Below are 19,181 nucleotides of genomic sequence, written 5' to 3' on the forward strand. Positions count from 1 at the left end.
TAGGGTATATTTGCATTAATCAATCTAGAGTAGTTATTATATTTTATGGTTTAGGAAATAATGCTGTATCAAAAAAGAAACGCTGTCTTACTATTTTCCCATTTTCTATATCAAAAACCTCACAGCATGGTATACTTGCTTGTACGGGAGACACGACCTTCAAAATAGAAACATGAGTTACAGAGTTCTTGTAACCAATTAAATCTTGAGTTTCTACTGCGAATTCCATCTCAAATTCACCTAATGCTTTAAAGAAATCTTCCGGATTACTCGTAGAGAACATCGGACCAACATATTGGTGATTGTCTGCCATGTAGGTGCGCGCCTTTTTCATGTCACCAGAATTAATGGCTTCGAAGAATCCTCTGACAACTGCTAATGACTCTTTTGTACCAGCCTTGGCTTTCTTAGAAGTTTGAGAAAATGTTGTGTTTATTGATAATAAGGCCATTACTATAAATAGCCAATTGGACTTTGTAAGCCCACTAAGATTTATTGTTTTCATAATTAATTTAATTATACTGAAGGTTTTGGAAATAATGCCGTGTCAAAAAAGAAACGTTGTCTTACGATTTTGTCATTTACAATATCAAAAACCTCACAACAAGGAATACTAGCTTGAACAGGAGACACCACATTTAAAATAGAAACATGGGTTACAGAGTTTTCATAACCAATTAAATCTTGCGTTTCTACATTAAACTGCATTTCAAAATTCCCTAATGCTTTAAAATAATCTTCTGGATTATCTGTTGAAAACATAGGACCAGTATATTGATGATTTTCTGCCATATAACTAGCCGCCTTTTCCATATTTCCCATGTTTATAGCATTGAAAAACTCTTGAACCACTTGTAAAGATTTGTTTGTATCATTCATTTTCTTTTAATTTAAAATGTTTAAATTTACTTACTTGTAAAAAGCAAGCGATGCAAATATATTTATTAACTTGTTAAAAACAAGTAAATGAAATGAGAAAAACAGAAAAAAGATCTGATTGTCCAATTAGCAGGACATTAGATATTTTTGGTGACAAATGGACGCTTTTGATTATGAGAGATTTAGCCTTTAGGGGGTTTCAATTTTATAATGAGTTTTTAGATTCTGGAGAAGGAATAGCAACGAATGTATTATCTGATAGACTAAAAATGTTGGAAGATAAAGGAATTATTATCAGTAAAAAATATGAGAAACTCAAGACAAGGAAGCAGTATGGGCTTACCAAAATAGGAATTAATACTGTTCCTATTATATTGGAAATGTTAGTTTGGGGAGTGAATTTTGATGATTCGACAATTGTTGTACCCGAGTTCTACGAACGGTTTTTAAATGACAAAGAGAGTTTATTGAAAGAAGTTATGACTTCTTTAGAAGAAGGTATGCATAAGAACTTTTGTTAGAGATTAAAACGTATCTCTATCCTTAATTTAGAACTTATACTTTCCACTTAAAGAGAAAAGACTAGGAGTGCCATAAGCACCAATGATTGATTTATTGAAATGCAAGTCGTGTTCAAATTGAAGCATAAAGTTTCTTTGGACGTCATACCCAAAACCATTTTTAAATTTCAATTGAGGAGGGGGTAAATTTAATTGCATTTTATCTCTTTCTAATTCTATTTCTACACCTGAGAAAAAATAGAATTTATCGGAAATATAAAGCTTAGATGTTATTGGCATTTTGAAAACGTCTGCTAATAAAAAGCTATCGTAAAATCCCTGAAGTTCCAAGAAAAAACTTGAACTCATTTCATAACTAAATATAAAGTTAGCATGTTGCTCGGAACTCCACCAAACTTTTGGTACAGCAAAATCATCAATTGTAAGTTTTGATGTTGGGGTTAAAATATCAATTTCTTGTCCATACATTACAATTCCAGATAAAAAAATAACCGCCTTTACCAAAAAAGTTTTTAGAACTCCAATTAATTTGATGCAATTATTTTTTTTAATAGAATTCATAATTAAAATCTGTAGCCTATTCTTAAATGAAGGTTTATGGCAAGGTCTCCTTTATCCGCTGTGAATCCGGCATTCTTTCCAAAAAAATGGATATAGCCTGCACCAATTCCTGCTTCATAATTAAAATGATTTCCAAGATTTCTTCGTATTCCCCAAGTAGGAACTATAGATAAGTCAGTTACAATTTTTGCTTCTTCGTCATCTCCAAAAACTATTAATAAGTCTGAATGATGTAAACTTGTTTTTATAGAGAAGAAGTTTCCGCTATTACCCTTTATTTGTTTTGAGTTGCTTTCTCGTTTGTTCAAATTGTAATACCATCGAGGTTCTAAAGTTACTACAGTCGTTAATAAAAAGTCCGTGTCTGGATAAAAATCATCATTACCATAATAGGCATCAAACCCTATTTCGCTTCGTAAAGCAAATTGATTCGAAAGCTTTAATTCATTATATGCCCATAGTCCAGCGAACCCCGTTTGAATTCCAAATGTTGATTTTTCAACACTTGAGTTTTGTGATTTTACTATTAGTGCAAATGCACAAAAAAATGTTACTAAAACTCTTTTTTTCATGTTCGTTCATGATTTTAGATTGACCACAAACCAAATAATTTTAAAATGAATTTATTGACCAATGGAAGCAATGGTGCGTTAGAGTATGTTAAAGAAAGTCTGAAATTTTAAGACAGTTTTGCTTTGTAAGCAGAAGGTGACAAACCTGTCTCTTTTTTAAAAATTCTATTGAAGCTAGTTCTTGACTTAAAGCCAGAATCGCATGCAATACCGAATAGATTATAGCTTTTGTATTCATCTTGCTTCATTTTTTCGATTACAGTGGTTACCCTGTAACTGTTGATTAAATCGTAAAATGTGGTATTAAGATATTGATTAAGAAGGATAGATAATTTTTTATCAGTGGTTGAAAGTTGCTTAGCCAACTTACCCAGAGTTAAATCTTCGTCTAAATATGGTTTTTGGCTATCTAGAATGAATTCTAGATTTTGCTTTAATAATTCCAATTCCTCTTTCAGAGTATTAGATAAGAATTTATTTTTTGACTCATTAATAATTGGCTTGTCCTCTTTCAATAAAAAATCGGGCAATAACACTTTTGACTGATTTACTCCATAGTATCCTAAGTATATTATTAGAAGAATCATTACCATTATGATTAAATACTCTTGATACCAAATAGTGTTTTTAGTTACAAGTTCGTAGATTCTAATAATCAAATTAATGCTGATAATAAATAATGCACCCGACAGCATTATTTTTATCCAGTTGAAATGATAATGAGACAAGTTTGAATAGTTGTTTCTTAATGCACCTCTATATTTCGATAATAATTGCAGAGAAAGAACGAGGTACAGCATTAAGTAAACATCCTCTAGTTTGATAATTAATATAGTAAAATTAGAAATTACGTAAGACAGTTCGTCTAACCTAAATGCGCTATATATTAACGTAGGTATTGCTATACCTATTAAATATAGTCCTGCTGGAATAAAATGTTTTAGTGTGTTTTTAACTAGATTTTTTTCCTCCAAGAATAATGATTTTACATACAAATACAACAGTGGTCCAATCATTACAGCAGTAATATCATTTGGAATAAATGTTATCTGTAATAGCCATTTTAAATTATGCAAATTCGCATATGTAAATATTGAAACCGTCAAAAGAAGTGAGAAGAAAACAATCAATACACTTTGTGACAATTGCTTTTTCTTGGACTTAACTAATAAACCAATAATTATTAGTATTACTGTAATACCGCTTACAAGTATGAAATCTAAAATCAACTCCATCTAAAAAACCTTTGAATACCATTTAATTGCATTTTGATACAATATTTTTTCTTGAGCTTTATCAGAAAAATTATCTTTTATCATTTTTAAATGTTCAAATGTAAAAGGTGTTTTGGCTCGTGTTGAAGGCAAGTCTGTCCCAAACATCAATGCATCAGGGTTGATAGAATAAATTCTCTTCATAGCAGTAATTGGGTTAAAATCTAACCTACCGAACCCAGTTGCTTTTATTTTCACTCCTTTTTCTGCCCAAAAACATAAATCATTAAGTCCATCATTTGAAAGTCCTAAATGGTCAATTGAAAACTTTGGAATCTGTTCAAGAGTAGTTTTTAGCTCCTTTAAGTTCTTGCTATCCACATATAGTTCTGTATGCCAACCATAGTCATTGAATAATCTATTTGATAATTCTACCAAATTTTTTAGACTTTCCGAACCTCCTCTTTTAAGATTGAATCTAACCGCTTGAATGTTAGATTGATTCAGCTTTTCCAACTCTTTACTTTCCATTGTAATTGGAATATTGGCAACACCAACATAGTTTTTTCCAAAAACTTTTAGAGCGTCCAACAAGTAGTTTTGATCAAATTTTTGAAACGACCCTGAAACTATAGCCCCACCAGAAATTCCATAACTTTCAACTTTATCTTGATAGTCTTTAACTGTAAATTCTGGGGGTAAATACCCATTGTTTTCTACTAAAGGAAACTTGGGGTTGATAATATGGAAATGTGCATCAAATATTTTCATCTTTCATTTGTTCTAATATCTTCATTAATACTTATTGCTTCTTCTTTGCTTCTTAATATTCTTAATCATTTTTCCTAAATTTTTGTCCTTCATCTTTCTATCCAAAGAACCAGACTCGAAATGTGTTTTTTCTTTCTCCATTTTCTGAAAATTGATATAGGCTTCTTCATCAATTTCTCCATTTTCAACAGCTTTTAGGATGGCACATCCATTTTCATGTACATGGGTACAATCATTGAACCTGCATTCCCTAGAATAGTCAAAGATAGATTCAAAAGTGATTTCTAAGCCATCTGTAGCATTAGTAATTCCAATTTCTCGCATTCCAGGATTATCTATCATGATTCCTCCATTATTTAACACGATTAATTCTCGATGGCTTGTCGTATGCTTGCCTTTATTTACACTCGAACTTATTTCATTCGTTTTCATCAATAATTTACCTGAAAGACCATTTAGAAGCGTAGATTTTCCAACTCCTGAAGAACCGAGCAAACAGTATGTTTTCCCATTCTTTATTACAGCTTCTAGTTCTTGATATTTTTTTACCCCTTGATTACTAATATTTAATATTGGAACGTCTGTGATTCGCTGAGTAATTTGATTAGTTATAGTGTCTAGGACAGATTCGGCTATTAAGTCTGTTTTGCTCAAAACTATTATAGGCATAACTTTAGAAGTATTACAGATAGTTAAATATCTTTCCAACCTGTTCAAATTAAAGTCCCGGTCAACAGCTTGAACAATTAAACCAAAATCGACATTTGTCGCTATAATTTGTACTTGACTAGATTTGCCAACAGCTTTTCTTTCAATAATCGATTTTCGAGGATATATTGCATGTATTAATGCTTTATTATCGTCATAACTGGAAAAAGCAACCCAATCTCCTACAGCAGGAAAGTCATATCTATTTTCTGCTGTAAACCTTAAATTACCTATGAGCTCCGAATCAAATTCGTTTTCATGAGTCTTTACCACATACCTTTCTTTATGTTCCAATATGACTCTACCAACTTCAAATGAATCTAAATTCTGATTTTTTCTATATTTTTCTAGAGTGTCATTATACCCTAATACTTCCATTTTCATTCAAGTGTTTTTTTCATCCTAAATACTTTTTGATTAGTAGCATCTTGAATGTATTCTTTTATTAGAGAGAATCCTTTTTTAATGTAAAAAGGCTTTCCTATTTCGTTCTCATCAAAAACTTCTACTTCCAACTCAGTATGAAATTGACTGATGTGTTCAAGTAATAAACTCCCTATTCCCTTTGACTGATGTGTAGGTAAAATAAATAATCCACCTATCTCATTATCCAACATTGAGATAAACCCAACGATTTCATTTTTTTCTTCAAACACCCAAGTGTCTGAATTAGGAAGGTACGTTTCCTTCATTGCTGTTTTTACCATTTTGGTGAATTCATCATCCAAAAAAGGGTGTGCTACAGCTGATGATTTTTCCCAAATATCGATAAGTATCGAGATTTCTTCTTTTTTGTATTTTCTTATCATTTTATTTTTTATTCGTTATTGAGCTGTATTTATTAATCATTTCTTCTTTCATTTTGGCAAGAGGATAATTTTCAAAAACTGAGAGATAGTTTAGAGCGATTCCATCAATTTCTGCAATAAAAGTATATGCAAGAATTTCACTTTTCTCTAACTCAACCTTATCAAAAATTCTCTTTACTGAATTAAATAGAATGTCTGCTCTTTTCAGAATTTTTTCTTTAAGTAAGGCGTTTGTTGAAGGCTGAAACATTAGGTTTAAATTCAATTGAAAAAATAGTTTATTGTTATCTAATTGATGAAATATGTTATTTATGAGTTCATTTAACTCTTCCTGAGGCTCCAAAGAACTATCTTGAATAAGACTCAACTCAAGCATTTTTTTGGTGCTAGAAGCAAATATTTCTATCAGAATGGACTCTTTTGATTTAAAGTGATGGTATACTAATCCTTTAGACACATTAGCTTCTTTACAAATTGCTGTCATTGATGTTTTCTCAAACCCCAATTCAGCAAATAGTTTAGTTGCAGCTTCTATTGCTTTACTTTTTTTATCACTCATATTTTATAAAAAAACCGACCGTTCGGTCTATAAATATAATAAATAATATTCAAGTCAAATATTGCATTAAGAATCACTTGAATATCGATTTTACGTCTTTGTATATTCTCTCAAAATTATCATCTAATTCTTTTTGAGAAAATGGCTCTTTTTTTCCGGAAGTCTCTTTTCTATTTTTGGTAATCTAAACCATACTTTTTTTACCACTTTCAAGAGTTGTAATGGTTGGCTCAATACCAACGTTTCCAATCAACTGCACATGATTTTTGATAGCACTTATAATTATAGATTTAAAGGATTAAAAAAATGATTTACCTAATATATCCAGAGTGTTTTCCTTTTTTGATTTTTTAGTTTCACTTCCTATTTGGATATTTTGAGATGATTTCATGGTTCAATGTTTTGATTTATTTCCCATAGAGCCTTCGCTGTTACCCTTTTTTGATGCCTTGTGTGATTCAATATTTAGATTTCAAAAGACGTATAAAAAAAGTGTGATGGCGGGGACTTGTTAAGGATACACATTTGTGAGAGTTCATACCACCTTTAAAACCCTGATGGACTTCCTCCAACATTTCTACGAACAACTTGTTGTTGACAATCATTCAGTTCAGCTTTATATTGATTAAAAAACTTAGTTTTCTTTAGGGTAAACTCGATTTCTTGTTCTGCATCGATTTGGACACCCAAAACCGTTTTGACAAAGTAGTTTACCCGCAATTTGACATTGAAAATACGGCCAGTCTTTTTGTTGCCAATTGTATCACATGAACCAACTAGAATTCTTATTTGGCTCAATCTTCTATTAATCAATCTATCTTCAAAATTTGTGATGACATTTTCTTTTTTCAACGATATCCAATAAACAAAACCACTTACTCTTATGAGAACAACTCTTTTCACCTTTTTCCTTGGCCTAACACTATTTAATTCATGTATTACCATCAATAAAGACCCTGAGAATGAGAATAAACCGTACTATGAAGAAGAAGAGCGATATCTAGATGAAGAATATGATATAATCAATGAGAACGAGCCTTTTGAAGAACCAAATTTTGAAAACGAAGAAGGTTTTGACGAAGAAATTCATCAACATAACCCTAAAAAAAATGGCTTCTTTGACGACTTTGGAGAAAGAGGCATGAAAATACATGAATTCCGTGATGCCAGAACAGGACTTGTTGTTAATAGCACCGAATATCCTGTCTCATGGAAAGTAATTTCCAAACCAACGTATATCATCGATCAAAAACTTCCGGTTTTTCTGATTCAGACAACTGGTCCCAATAACCTTAAATCGTTCAATACGCCCATGAAGGTTCATATCTCCTATCAAAATCCACAGACTTATCAGTTTATGCAAAATTCCAGCGTTGCCAGACTGCATCGCTCCATGGTTAGCAACCAACAAATCTTAAAGGAAGAAGTAGCCACAAGAATGCAGAAAACCGGATTCAAGTTTGTAAAAAACATAAGGCTTTACAAAACTGAGAATTATCTCAAAGGAAAAATTAGAACTGAAAGCAATGGCCAAGTACAAGTGGATCTTCTTGCTACCGTTTGGGAAAACAACAAGGGCCAAAAAGCATTGGTATCTGTAGGCAAAATTTACATGCAGCAACCACTAAGCTTTATTGACACCATGACCATGTGGATGTACAGCACAGATTACACTTTTATTGATGCTGGTCATTTTGATGAAACCATTGCCGCTTTTGAAAATGCGCTGATAAATTCAAAAGAAAATCCCAAATGGAAACAATACGTTGCTCAACTATCACAACAACGTACCCAAATTGCAGCACAGAAAGCTCGGACAGGAAGAATTAACAGAGAGCGTGCATTTGCCGCACACCAACGTAAAATGAAAGGCATATGGGCAGCACAAGATGCTAACCATACTTCATTTATGAACCGAAACTTTGGTTCTGGAAGTAGTACTTCGCAACGCGATTTTGTCAATATGATAAATGAAGAAGAAACTGTTTATAACCCCTTGGACGGTAAGAATTATCAAGTGAATGCTTTTTCAACACAAAACTGGATGGATAGTGATGGTAACCTTATTCAAAATGATGATTTGTTCTATACCCCTAATGGCGATATTAATCTAAATAATAGGGAGTGGGTAAACGTAAATGGCAATTAATGATGACATTTTTCAACCATCTCGATATACTATAAAACCAATTTTACAATCTAAAAAGAAACAATTATGAAAACCTCATTGAAATTTTTAATGCTAATAACTGTAACGGCCCTTTTTATCTGGGCTTGCAGCTCCAAGGACAATATAGAAGAAATGATGATGGATGATGACGTCTCCATAAGCGATGACGTAGACCCCACCGATGACGACCCAACTGGTTCGGACGAATTTGAACTCGTGGATGTAGCAATAACCATTCCGGAAGGAAGTAATCTCAACCTTGCCAATACCAAAGTGGTATCCTTGGGACAATTGGTCTCTGTGGAAAACAACACAGCTTCCGATATTCCTTTTAACTCGGGTTCCATAGAATTGGCGTATTTATTGGATTCCAATGACAATGTATTGCTGGCAGGCTTTGTGTCCGATGAAACCAAGGAGATTTCAATTGAGACAACTGCTGGTGTTTTAGTATACTTTGGTATGGCATCCTCTTTACGCGGCACCGCATACAAAAACTTTTTTGTTCAAAATATTGGCCAGCAAGAAACGTTTCAACAGTTTGTTGCTACTTTAGAAAACCTAATTGTTCAAAACAGTAAAGTAATTGAAGAAGGAGGCTATATGAGCGAACTCAATAACACCATATCTGCCTTGTCTGAAAAAGAGGTTATTGATATTGAATACAAGATAGATCTTGGCACTATTCAAAGCAGCGGTCTGGCTTTGAACGAGGTAAGCGATAAATCATTTAACGTGACCAACAGTTATCCTAGAAGAACCCATGCCTATTTATATAAAAAATCATTTAAAAACCTTTTGGGGGAAGAAACAGTAATCAATTCTGAAATTGAAGGTAATGATACCGCAGACCGTGAATTGGATATCCCATTTATTTCACTTGCTGATGAAAATGACGAAAACTTTCAGGGACAGGTCACCAATTTTACCCTTTGTTCGCAAGGAGCAAGATATGTTGGTAAAACCTCCGAAGCACTTAATTTAGAACTTCCGGAGGGCCGTAGTTCGGAAACATTTGAACTTTCGGTTATCGGTCCGGGAAAGGGTACTGCTGCTGAACGAGAGATGACCAATAAGGAACAAGAAAAATTTGAAGAGCTATCCGTACAAACTTTTGTGTTGGATTATTTTATTCCCATATTAATGGATATTGGTGGTAATCGAGACGTATACTCGGCAAAAATACTGCAAAGCGCTACCAGCTTAACAGCATCAGTAGAACCCATTTTACGCGCCCACGAACCTTCTATAACAGCAGTGCTCGACAATGATTATGAGACCGCCATTAAAGAGTTCATTCCCTTTTTATACGATGACATAAGATTGTCCAATGATCTAAGAAATATTATGACCAGTCTTTATAGTATCATTTCGGATGGTAATTCGTCAAATACCTTTATCCAAAACAATGAATTAATTCAAGAAGGTGAACAACGGTATCTGAAAATTTCATCGTCCATTCTCAGATCTCTAAATGAATCTGTCGGTATTTCTTGTATCAATCAAAGATTAGGATCCTCTGCCAAATTAGAAAAATGGGATGTCACCATCTCTGAAGGAATTGTAAAGTTGACGCCAGAAAAAATGATAACCATTCCTTTTACGGATGCAAAGGAAATTAATGCCCTTGCATTTTTTGATTTACAAAGTGGTGATGAATTTGAATATGAATGGAGTACCACAACGCAATTTGGTGGTGTACTCTATGATTTGGACAACGACATCAACGGTTCATCTTTTACAACATCTAATAGTAAAGTTAGCTTTATTAGTAATGCTTCAAGTGCACAACTTGGCGAAAATCAAAATTTGGAGACAGTGACCGTAAAAGTCTTTGTTATAAATGGTAATACTAGAGATGAAATTGGTGAAGCTACCATGACTGTAGATGTGAAAAAGCAAAAATTTGTGATTAGACCTGATAATATTACCATAAGCGGTGATGAAGAAGTGAAATTAGTACTTTTTCACAATGATGGTACAACAACCATCCCCAACGATGAAACAGACTACGAAGTAGTATGGACAACCACAGGGGACTATGGCCTAATAAGAGGATACAACATCACCGAAACTAATTTTAATGAAAGAGACACTAAATATGTAGCATTTGACACCGAAATTCCTCAGGGCAGTGATAAAATAACAGCAAAAATTTATGGTAAACCAAAAAATAGTAGCGAATCATTTAAACTATTAGATGAGGCAGAAGCCACGATTAAAATAGAAAATGATGAGAACAAGTTTACCTTTCAAGTTGATATTGCTGTTTATAATTCTCAGCCTGCTCTAGATGGTGATTGGTGGGGTTATGGAGCAGGTACTTATTGGGGGTTTGACCCAACAACTAAAGAAGATAAAATTCCAGAAGGTAAAGAAGTTGAACGATATCATATGGATATAATTGAAAGAATCCCCTCGCTTATACCTGACTGTGCGAACAATTCTAAGACATGGTATCCTGAGAATGCAGCGGAAGACCTTGCAGATTCTAATCAGTATTTCATTGTCTGCGGCACTGGCAGCGCCGGAGGCCATAGAGATACTTGGGAATCTAATCAAGCTGCTATTCAGGCTGGATATGCTGAATTACTTGCAAGAATGAAAGCAACCAAAGGTTATGCACAGGTAACGGTTTATTTAAGAGATAAGCAATAGAACGTGTAAACTTTAACCTTGTCCATTTATTTACAACCGTTCTAAAGAAAATTATTAAATTCCCCGTACTTTCAAAAAGGTATGGGGAATACATTACAAGAGACCAACTACCAACTGACCACCGCTTTTAAAAACAATGATCAAAAAGTGATGCAAATGGTGTATCAAAACACATTCCCTAAATTCAAGAATCATGTATTGAAAAACAGTGGTGATGAAACACAGGCAAAAGATGTGTTTCAAGAAGCATTTATTGCCTGTTGGAAAAACATCAAGGATAATAAGCTGCAAAAAAACAGTAATGTAGCGGGATATCTATTTACCATTGCCAAAAACAAATGGACTGATCATTTACGCTCATCAACATTTAAAAAGACCATGGCATCGAGTACAATTCCCCATTTAAAATTAGTGTATGAAGAAAACGATTCTGATGAAGAAGTCTTGGAAAAACAGTATGATATCTTACAAAATGCCCTGCAAAAATTAGGAAACAACTGTAAAAAACTGCTGCATCTTTTTTATTTTGAACGGAAGTCGATGGATTCAATTTCTATGGAATTACAATTGACTCCTGCTTCGACCAGAAATCAAAAGTACCGTTGTATGGAAAAACTACGCGCATTGAGCCATGAATTGAAAAACAATGGATAAGAACCTCAAATACATATCTCCTGAACAGCAAGAAGAATTTGAACATTTTCTTTTGGGCAGTATGACCTACAACCAAGAGGCTGATTTCAAAGAACAACTAAATGAAAATGCAGAACTGAGAGTACAATTTGACGAATTCAAAAGCTTATTTCATGCAGTAGAAGAAGAAGGGATGCGCACTGCGCTTAATGTCTTTCATCAAAAATTTGAATCGAACCATGGTACCAAATCTTCTAACGAAAAACGCAAAAAAATTTTAATTGCGGCCTCTATAACTGCTTTTGTTGCTTTGGGAGTTTCACTCTTTTTGAATCAACCTACGCAGGGTGAAAAACTATTTAAGGAATATTTTAGCCCAGATCCAGGATTACCTACTGTAATGAGTTCTAACGACAATTATGATTTTTACGAAGCCATGGTTGACTACAAGCAAGGACATTACGATGTAGCTATTCAAAAGTGGGAGAAATTGTTAGTACAAAAACCAGAAAATGATACGCTGAATTATTTTTTGGGTGCCGCCCATTTTGCGAACGACAATACCAAAGAGGGGTTGGTCTTTTTAAAAACTACACTAAAGTCTTCACCGCAGTCAGTATTCAATAAAGAGGCACTATACTTTATAGCTTTAGGGCAATTAAAAAATGGAGATGAGAAAAAAGCCATCGAAAACCTAAAAAAGATTTCAGATGAAAAAAGTGAAGCACTGCTCAAAAATATTCGAGAATGAAATTTCGAGGTTTTTTTCTTGAATCAAAATCACTGATTTCAATAGTCTGTATTTTCTTTTCATTTTATATAAATGCCCAGACTAACAATACTTTAAAAGAAATAGATAGCCTCATTGCTTTAAATGAGTTCGTAGAAGCACAAAAAATAATTCAAGAAGAGCTTCGGAATATTGATAGTACGATTTTGGGGCATTTGGTATATCCTACAGGCAAAATCGAGTTTTTTCAAAATCCTGAAACAAAATTTGAGAAAGCCTTAAAATTATTTTCTCAAATTGATTCTTTCAAATCAAGTGATTCTGTTCTATATCAGGCGAATTTGGGCATGGGCTTGCTTTACATAGACCAAGGTACAGTTTCAAATGCCCAGAATTATTTAGAAACCGCAAATGCTTTAGCTAAAAAATTGAGCGATGTTACCCGAATGGTTGAATCTGAGTACCATCTAAGTGAGCTAGGTTTAAAATTGGGTGATTTTGGAGAATTGGTAACACGTACTGATAATGCTATCAAATTAATTCGTAATAACAAAAATATCGATTTTAAGTTGGCACCTAGGATCTATAATTACAAAGGTGCTCTTATGCACTTTAGTGCTCTACCAGACAGTGCAAATTATTTTTTCGAAATGGCCATTAAAGCTGTGGACAAAACCAATCCTGATCCCGAGCAGACTGATTATCTCCCTGGAACCATATATGGAAATTGGTTTATGGTAAAACAATCTTCTGGAATGTTTGATGATGCCATGCAGTTTACTTTAAACTCAATCAATCATTATAATTCATTTTTGAAGAAAACCAATAATCATCCCCTCACAGAAAAAGTTCATGGTAACTTGACTATTTCTTATAGAAATTTAGGAAGTCTATATTATGATTTGGGACAAAAAGAGAAGGCAAAGCAAATTGCAATCCTGGGATACAAACATGCAAAAAAGCACTTTTTAAAGAATACCATACAATATTTTGGAACGGCTTTGATGGTTGGTGAATCTTTACTGTACAATACTGATTTAGATGAAGCGGAAAAGTTTTTAGAAGAGGCAAGGGCTTCTTTAAATTCAATTCCAGGCAACAATTATTCATACAGAGCTAACCTCCATGGAGCTTTAGGAGATTTAGCCTACCGAAAAGGCACGTATTCTGAGGCCGTAACAAACTTTAAACGTACCATTGACGCCTATAGAAAAAGTAATGAACAAGGTTTTTCTCAAAATGAGGTTTACGCTACTATCAATCTTGCAAGATCGTATGCAAATCTCGAAAATTACGATAAGGCTGAAAGTATCATCAACACTACGTTATCAAAAGTGATTGCAGTCTATGGTGATGACAGTTATTTGGCGAATGAGGTGAAAATAGCCAAAGTGAAAATAGTATTTGATAAAAAAGATTACAAAGGCACTATCAAGCTGAGCAATCAAATCTTGAACTCATACGAATCTGTAACTTTTAACAATGCAATCTCCAAAGAGTTTTTTAGTCCAAACCAACTTAAGCTATTGCTCTATCTTATAAAAGCTAAATATGAAACAGATTCGGTTCAATCCGCCAAAAGTTTGAACAGCACAATTGCTATCATGAATAAAGCCCTACAAAGCATTGAAAAAAGAAAATCCTTGGTCACTAGCGATGAAGATGCAAACGTGCTTTTAGAAAATAGCCAAGAATTATTCGATTTTGGAAAAGAATTATATTACCGTCTTTATGACAAAACAAAGAGTGAAAAATATCTTAACAAGCTCATTGAGTTGCACGAGTCAGCAATTTATCACCGAATTCGCACAAGACTAAACCTGTCCAAGAATCAGCTAGCACCTGAAAATATTCGACAAGAAGAAAACGAAAATAGAGAGGCCTTAAACTCATTTTTTGATATAGATGAAGAAACCCAATTCGATGTTGATGAATGGGAAAATACGTTGGCTGCTTGGCAAAAATATCTCTCCAAGATAAAAGAGAAATATCCCAGATACTATGAAATGAGATACCAATCTGTTGTGACTCCCTTGAGTGACTTACAGCATAACATTGCCCATAATACAACATTAGTTCGGTATTTGTTTTTAGAGAACAATCTTATAGCATTTATAATTACAAATGACACCATGAAAATTGTTCCAATTTCTATGGGCTTCTCCTTTGATTGCATCAATATCGTGTCCAACTATCAAAAAAATATTGACGATGTTTCCGAATGCCTCCATAAATTGTACTTGCGGCTTTGGAAACCAATTGAAAATAATATCAATACAAAAAACATTATCATTTTTCCAGATCGGGAATTGTTCAATTTAAGTTTTGAGCTTTTGACACCTAAAAAAATTAATTCTTTTGGAGAATTGGCCAACAATAGTCTTTTAAACAAACATAACATTGCATACAATTATAGCCTTTTGTTACTTGAAAAGAATCATCGCACACTTGAATTTGAAGATAATTTTGTTGCCTATTCCCCTACTTTTAATGAAAGTATGAAGGAAGAATATCAGCTAGCCATTAACGATTCAATCCATCTAGACAAAACCTACCTAACCTTATTACCACAACCATTTAGTACCGATATTGCAAAAAGATTATCAAAACGGTTTGGTGGAGAGTCTTTTTTAAATGAAAATGCCTCAAAAACTGTATTTAGTAGTACTGCAAATGAACATAAAATCATTCACATTGGCACGCATGCAGAATCAAACAATACAAGTCCTGAACTCTCACGGTTGGTATTCGCAAAAAATGTTTCTGATTCAACCAATATTAATGATAATTACCTGTACGCCTATGAGATATATAATCAAAACCTGAACTCAAACTTGGCTATTCTAACCGCTTGCGATACAGGAAAACCCGCCTATCAACCAGGAGAGGGTATGATTTCTCTAGCACACGCCTTTAATTATGCAGGTAGTGAAAGTATCTTGACCAGTTTGTGGCAGATTGATGAGCAATCAAGCACTCAAATTCTAGGTTTCTTTTATAGCTATCTCGAAAACGGACAACCCAAAGATGAGGCACTGCGACTTGCCAAATTAGACTACTTGAAAACCGCTGAAGGCAGAACACTTCATCCACAATATTGGGCGGGTCTTGTTTTAATGGGAAATACATCTCCTATTGAAATATCTCAACCCTTTCCATGGTTATGGGTTATTGGAGGGATCATTCTTCTCTTTCTTTTGGTAATGTTTTTAAAGAGAAAAGCCTTCAATAAAAATTAAAGACCTTTATAGAGTGATTTAACGTAAATCAATTTTACATACCATCCTTCAAATTTATCAGTAAAGTTTAAAAATGTTAAGATTTTGTTAAAATGCGAGCCTAAAAAGCACCTTTGGAAATGCCTTTATTGGTTAGCGATTTATACGAACCACAAAGTCAAATGGCTCATTCATTAAAGGAAACTACCCATTCGTGAGCTTAGGGTTTTTTGAGAATCAATTCCTAACTATTATTGTAGTATGCAATGCATTAAGGTGTCAGGTTCAATTCAATCATCTTATTGTAAACACATAGCAATTCACTTTTTTGAACTTTTGGTCCTATTAAAGTGTTTAGTTTAGTTGAGGATTCCATTACGCCAAGGAGTCTTTAAAAGACTCCTGGTGGTAATGGATTAAAACCTATTCTCCAATACAGTTTATTGATTTAATCATCCATTAAAAAAGAGTCACTATTATAAAGTGGCTCTTTTATATTTCCAAAAATCATCAATTATCTAATTATTAACTGATTACATTCAATGACTTTCAACAAGCGGCTTTAAACCGATTATAAACTGAACTTCTAAATCTATCAATTGAAATAGTGTTTCCATTCATTCCTCCAATTTAAAACCACATATTTATCATCCCTTTGTTCTGCTATTAAATTATTTATTAACAAATACTTACCAAAAAATAGTAAGACCTCAAAAACCCAGAAATGTATTTAATAAAAAGATTAATGCTGTTTGTAATATTTATCAGTATCACAAACATTAGTAATGCCCAATCCTATGTTGGTTTTTTAACTGATAATTATAGTGGAATACATGGTGTTATTTCCAACCCTTCAAATATTGTTGACTCCAGGTTAAAAATAGATATAAACCTAATTGGGGCAAGCGCCTTCTTTGGAAACGATTATATAGGTTTTAACCTCAATAACGCTTTTAGTGATTTCAACAAAACTTTTGATGAAGCGGCAACATTTCCTTCAGCCAACAATTCTCTGGCCTGGAATATAGATGTATTAGGACCTGCCGTAATGTTCAATCTAGATGAGAACAACTCGCTTGCCTTCTTTACCAGAGGTAGGGCTTTTTTCAATGCCAATGATATTGATGGAAATATATTAGAGAAAGAGGGAGGCTTTGATGAAAATGAAGATTTCTTGATTAATGAAGGAGTTATCTCAGGTTCCTTCAACCTATGGGCCGAAATAGGGGTAACATATGCCCGCGTACTATTGAACAGGGAACAGCATTTTTTAAAAGGTGGTATTTCTGTAAAATACCTCCAAAGTGCAGGACACGCATACATATTTTCCGATGGTTTATCAGTAAACTATGACGCGGACAGTAGATTAGCGGAAACTTCGGGCGAATTGATTTTTGCAAACTCTTCCACCTCCGATGAGGGAGGTAATTTTGACATAAACAATGGAAATGGATTTGCTGTAGACATTGGATTCACATACGAATGGAGACCAGACCACGCAAATTATGCTAAACTGGACGCCAATGGAAATTCCATAATTAATAAAGGCAAGAACAAGTATAAATTAAAATTTGGTGTTTCAGTTACCGACATTGGACAAATAAAAAACTCCAATGGAAGGGAAAGCACTTATGACCTTAACACAACCCAAGATATTGACAATTTTGATGGCACAGACTTAGAGGAAGCCCTAGAACAAAATTTTGACCTTATATCCACTACTCCATCCTTAAACTCAATTATGCCTGCCGCTCTTCATACCAATATGGATTGGAATATCAATTCGAAATTTTATCTGAACACCAATTTAGATATGCCGTTGACAGCAAGAAATAAGATAAATGCCAATAGAAGCATGAGTCAGGTTTCGTTGACTCCCAGATACGAAAGCACCTTGTTCAGCCTATACTCCCCTATAAGCGTAGTGCAATATGTAGGTTTGCAATGGGGAGCTGGGTTAAGGTTCGGACCTATTTATATGGGGTCAGGGTCAATTATGTCAGCTATAGTTGGCAAAAACACAAAATCCATTGACCTATATGCAGGTCTCAAAATACCATTTTATCAGAATAAATTAAAAGATAAGGATGGAGACAGCATCCAAGACAAATTGGATAATTGTCCAGAAAAGCCCGGTCCAGCTGAAAACCAAGGATGCCCTTGGAAAGATTCCGATGGCGATGGAATTCTGGATAAAGATGACGATTGCCCCCAGAAGGCAGGCCCGCAAGAAAACAATGGATGTTCATGGAAAGATTCTGATGGTGATGGTATAATAGATAAAGATGACCATTGTCCAAACACAGCTGGAGCAAAAGAACATAATGGATGTCCAGACAGCGACTCAGATGGAATTGTGGATAAAGAGGACCGCTGTCCCAATACCCCAGGACCTATTGAAAATAAAGGATGTCCAGACAGAGATGGAGATACACTGGTAGATATAGACGATTCTTGCCCAACACTTGCCGGACCCATAAGTAATAGAGGATGCCCAGAGGTTACAGTGGAAGTACAAAAACAATTGAATGCTTATGCCAAGACCATCTTGTTTGATACCGGGAAGTCTACTATTAAGGTAGAATCACTTTCAGTAATGGTTGATATCATCCAGATTTTGAGGAAATATCCAAATGCAAATTTCACTGTGGAAGGTCATACCGACAGCGTGGGAAGTTCCATCAGCAACCAAAGATTATCTGAAGCCCGTGCAAACGCTGTTAGAGATTTCCTTATAAATGAAGGCATTAAACCAAATAGGCTTTCCGCCCAAGGTTTGGGTGAAGATAAACCAATAGCTTCAAACGCTACAAGAGCTGGAAGAAAACAAAACAGAAGAGTAGAAATAAACCTAATTAAATAACAGTCTTGTACTTAGAGTTATGATTGATTAAGCATATAATAGGTTTTGGTAAAACTCTCAATTAATTATTTTTAGTACAGGAATAGCTATGCCCCCGGGAAATTTCCTCCCGGCGGCATTTAGTTCCAATATCTGTTATATCACATGGCCAGACAATTCTCAAATTGTTGTGAATTTAGGTTTTGGAAATCTATTCATTTTAGCCTTTCGTCAATTGTAAACACGTATAGGTTAATTATATACCTCTTCATTACCATTAAGTAATTTACTTTATAACTATCAAGAATGTCCTGTTTTTTTCTTCTGTGGAAAAGC

Annotated in this window: 17 protein-coding genes and 1 pseudogene; 7 read left to right on the plus strand and 11 right to left on the minus strand. The window is 34.1% G+C overall.

Annotated features, from left to right (window positions below):
* Positions 1–43: 43 nt before the first annotated feature.
* The gene (locus tag AAY42_RS10375; protein ID WP_055394898.1) at positions 44–505 is read right to left on the minus strand and encodes a nuclear transport factor 2 family protein; all 462 of its coding nucleotides are present in this window, start codon (positions 503–505) and stop codon (positions 44–46) included.
* 11 nt (positions 506–516) lie between these two features.
* The gene (locus AAY42_RS10380; protein ID WP_055394900.1) at positions 517–879 is read right to left on the minus strand and encodes a nuclear transport factor 2 family protein; all 363 of its coding nucleotides are present in this window, start codon (positions 877–879) and stop codon (positions 517–519) included.
* A gap of 92 nt (positions 880–971) precedes the next feature.
* Between AAY42_RS10380 and AAY42_RS10385 the strand changes: the two genes are divergently transcribed.
* Complete coding sequence (locus tag AAY42_RS10385) at positions 972–1,400, plus strand: winged helix-turn-helix transcriptional regulator (RefSeq protein WP_055394902.1); 429 nt, start codon at positions 972–974, stop codon at positions 1,398–1,400.
* Positions 1,401–1,427: 27 nt separating this feature from the next.
* On the opposite strand, the gene AAY42_RS10390 is transcribed toward AAY42_RS10385, so the two are convergent.
* From AAY42_RS10390 to AAY42_RS10425, 9 genes and pseudogenes are all read right to left on the minus strand, one after another.
* Entirely contained in the window at positions 1,428–1,961 is a 534-nt protein-coding gene (locus tag AAY42_RS10390) for a hypothetical protein (protein ID WP_055394904.1), read from the minus strand.
* Between the two features lie 2 nt (positions 1,962–1,963).
* On the minus strand, positions 1,964–2,533 hold the full coding sequence (locus AAY42_RS10395) for a hypothetical protein (RefSeq protein WP_055394906.1): 570 nt from the start codon (positions 2,531–2,533) through the stop codon (positions 1,964–1,966).
* Positions 2,534–2,640: 107 nt separating this feature from the next.
* Positions 2,641–3,768, minus strand: a complete 1,128-nt coding sequence (locus AAY42_RS10400; protein ID WP_055394908.1) for a helix-turn-helix domain-containing protein — start codon at positions 3,766–3,768, stop codon at positions 2,641–2,643.
* Complete coding sequence (locus AAY42_RS10405) at positions 3,769–4,518, minus strand: amidohydrolase family protein (protein WP_055394910.1); 750 nt, start codon at positions 4,516–4,518, stop codon at positions 3,769–3,771.
* A gap of 24 nt (positions 4,519–4,542) precedes the next feature.
* The gene (gene rsgA, locus AAY42_RS10410; protein ID WP_055394912.1) at positions 4,543–5,610 is read right to left on the minus strand and encodes a ribosome small subunit-dependent GTPase A; all 1,068 of its coding nucleotides are present in this window, start codon (positions 5,608–5,610) and stop codon (positions 4,543–4,545) included.
* Complete coding sequence (locus AAY42_RS10415) at positions 5,607–6,035, minus strand: GNAT family N-acetyltransferase (protein WP_055394914.1); 429 nt, start codon at positions 6,033–6,035, stop codon at positions 5,607–5,609. The genes rsgA and AAY42_RS10415 overlap by 4 nt, the downstream gene beginning before the upstream one ends.
* 1 nt (position 6,036) lies before the next feature.
* Positions 6,037–6,594, minus strand: a complete 558-nt coding sequence (locus AAY42_RS10420) for a TetR/AcrR family transcriptional regulator (protein ID WP_055394916.1) — start codon at positions 6,592–6,594, stop codon at positions 6,037–6,039.
* Between the two features lie 196 nt (positions 6,595–6,790).
* Positions 6,791–6,874 (minus strand): annotated as a pseudogene (locus AAY42_RS18485) (single-stranded DNA-binding protein); the annotation flags it as partial.
* A gap of 266 nt (positions 6,875–7,140) precedes the next feature.
* Positions 7,141–7,446, minus strand: a complete 306-nt coding sequence (locus AAY42_RS10425; RefSeq protein ID WP_055394918.1) for a hypothetical protein — start codon at positions 7,444–7,446, stop codon at positions 7,141–7,143.
* Positions 7,447–7,477: 31 nt separating this feature from the next.
* Here AAY42_RS10425 and AAY42_RS10430 point away from each other — a divergent pair, with 31 nt between their 5' ends.
* From AAY42_RS10430 to AAY42_RS10455, 6 genes are all read left to right on the plus strand, one after another.
* Complete coding sequence (locus tag AAY42_RS10430) at positions 7,478–8,743, plus strand: hypothetical protein (protein ID WP_055394920.1); 1,266 nt, start codon at positions 7,478–7,480, stop codon at positions 8,741–8,743.
* A gap of 66 nt (positions 8,744–8,809) precedes the next feature.
* Entirely contained in the window at positions 8,810–11,422 is a 2,613-nt protein-coding gene (locus AAY42_RS10435; RefSeq protein ID WP_055394922.1) for a hypothetical protein, read from the plus strand.
* 81 nt (positions 11,423–11,503) lie between these two features.
* Positions 11,504–12,076 carry an RNA polymerase sigma factor gene (locus AAY42_RS10440; RefSeq protein ID WP_055394924.1) on the plus strand — a complete coding sequence of 191 codons (573 nt, stop codon included), beginning with the start codon at positions 11,504–11,506 and terminating at the stop codon, positions 12,074–12,076.
* On the plus strand, positions 12,069–12,806 hold the full coding sequence (locus tag AAY42_RS10445; RefSeq protein WP_055394926.1) for a tetratricopeptide repeat protein: 738 nt from the start codon (positions 12,069–12,071) through the stop codon (positions 12,804–12,806). The genes AAY42_RS10440 and AAY42_RS10445 overlap by 8 nt, the downstream gene beginning before the upstream one ends.
* Positions 12,803–16,024 (plus strand): CHAT domain-containing protein, encoded by a 3,222-nt coding sequence (locus AAY42_RS10450; protein WP_055394928.1) that lies wholly within the window; start codon positions 12,803–12,805, stop codon positions 16,022–16,024. Before AAY42_RS10445 ends, AAY42_RS10450 begins: the two co-directional genes overlap by 4 nt.
* A 703-nt stretch (positions 16,025–16,727) precedes the next feature.
* Positions 16,728–18,866 (plus strand): DUF5723 family protein, encoded by a 2,139-nt coding sequence (locus AAY42_RS10455; RefSeq protein ID WP_055394930.1) that lies wholly within the window; start codon positions 16,728–16,730, stop codon positions 18,864–18,866.
* Positions 18,867–19,181: the final 315 nt, after the last annotated feature.

The sequence above is a fragment of the Flagellimonas eckloniae genome (assembly GCF_001413955.1).
GTDB lineage: Bacteria > Bacteroidota > Bacteroidia > Flavobacteriales > Flavobacteriaceae > Flagellimonas > Flagellimonas eckloniae.